Origin of the sequence: Rhodococcus sp. T7, from assembly GCF_009872365.1 — a bacterium.
Classification (GTDB): domain Bacteria; phylum Actinomycetota; class Actinomycetes; order Mycobacteriales; family Mycobacteriaceae; genus Rhodococcus_F.
The window spans coordinates 1-1,555 of sequence record NZ_WXYH01000214.1 but is presented as its reverse complement, the minus strand read 5'-3'; the positions used below and the strand labels follow the sequence as shown (position 1 = coordinate 1,555).

Annotated in this window: 1 protein-coding gene; it reads left to right on the top strand. The window is 65.7% G+C overall.

The window, feature by feature from the left end; translation table 11 throughout:
- Window positions 1-365 precede the first annotated feature (365 nt).
- Window positions 366-1,340 (top strand): DUF4192 family protein, encoded by a 975-nt coding sequence (locus MLGJGCBP_RS19920; protein ID WP_043827227.1) that lies wholly within the window; start codon window positions 366-368, stop codon window positions 1,338-1,340.
- The last annotated feature ends 215 nt before the right edge of the window (window positions 1,341-1,555 follow it).

The following is a 1,555-nucleotide window of genomic DNA, read 5'->3' as shown; positions in this document are numbered from 1 at the left end:
AACTACATCGCCCGAAGCCTGCTCGAGACCGGCGGCTTCAGACCCCAACTCCTACACCCCCGATTGGGATGAGCCGGATTGACCTCGTCGACGGCGGATCAGTTGTGCGCGGCCGTGCCAGCGGCCGAGGGCGTCGCCAACACGTAATCCGCAGCTGTGGCCGGCGCGGTGCCGGCCACCGGCCACAGCTGTGCGTGCGTCTATGTCCCCGGCACCGGGTGTGCCGGGGACATAGACGCAGTTCAATGCGGGTTTTTGTCCGAGGTTTCGGCTAGGTTCTGAGGTGTTCGTAAGTCCAATTCACGGGTGAGTCTGACCAGCTCGCCCACCCGACCCAAAGGGGTTTTGCTGTGAGTGTTTTTCGTATGTCTTCGCCGTCCGATGTTGTTGCCGGTGCGGTCGCGTTGGGCGGTCATCTTCCGGTCGACGAGGTGGCGGTATTGAGCCTTGACCGCCACCCGGCGGCGGTGATGCTGGTCCAGTTGGGTGACGATGCGGAGCGGGAGTCGGGGCGCATCTTGGACGCACTCGAGAGCGCCGCACCGTTCCAGGAGAGTCCGTCGATGCTGGCGGTGGTGTTCGGCCCGGCCGAGCGGGGTGATGTGGTGGGCGCGATCCTCGAGCGGCTTCGCCCCGATGCGGTGACCCCGGTGTTCGTGTTCACCGATGGTCTGGTGCGTCAGTGGCACGGGGCCGGGTCCTTGATCGGGCAGCCGGGCATGCCGGTCGATCTGGCGGCGCACCCGATCATCGCCGAGGCACTCGTGGTCGGCTCCACCACGCTCATGACCCGCGCCGAGATGCGAGCGAGTTTCGCCCCGGCCCAGCATGGTCCAGGCCGCGCCGCTATCGTGGCCGCTGGTTTCGGGCGCGAGCGCGTGATTCTGGCCGCGATGGCCCCGCAGAACGCCGCCGACCGTGCCTACGATTTCGCGTTGGCACCGTACGTGGGGGGAACCACCGGAGCGGGGGAGCGGGGCATCAGCGTCACGGACGAGCACGCCTCGATCATCGCGGCCGCGATGCACGATGTGCCGGTGCGTGATCTGCTGTTCGCCCGGATCGACGCACACAATGCCGATGCCGCCGCCGAGGTAATGCGTCAGGTCGGGGCCGTATTGCCCCATGATCTCGCCGGTGCGTTGATCATTCTTGCCGGAGTGTTTCATTGGGTGAGCCGTCACGCCGCGCTGGCACGTGAGGCGGTGAACGTGGGCCGTGCGCTCGATCCCGCGCACTCCTTCGGGAAGCTATTCGAGCAGTTTCTCAACCACGGGATGAACCCGGCACTGTGGGAGCAGCTGCGTGCCGCGGCGGTGCGGGCCCATCAGGACCAGTAGGTAACGAATCAGCGGTGCGGTGATCGAACGGGACGGTTCCGCACCGCTGGATTCGGCCAATCCCGTTGGTAATGAAGACTTCCGAAGTGATCATTTTGTTTTCTCCGGATTCCGTTATGCAACAAGCTAACCCGTGACCCAGCGCGCAGCGCGTGGGTGAATTCCGTTATTGGGCGGCTTGCCGCCCAGTCGGTTCAGGCCCCGGGCTGCGCCCG

Bases quoted from the DNA above. Each gene is read 5' to 3' on its own strand.
- MLGJGCBP_RS19920 (WP_043827227.1), top strand. From the start codon at position 366: ATGTCTTCGCCGTCCGATGTTGTTGCCGGTGCGGTCGCGTTGGGCGGT.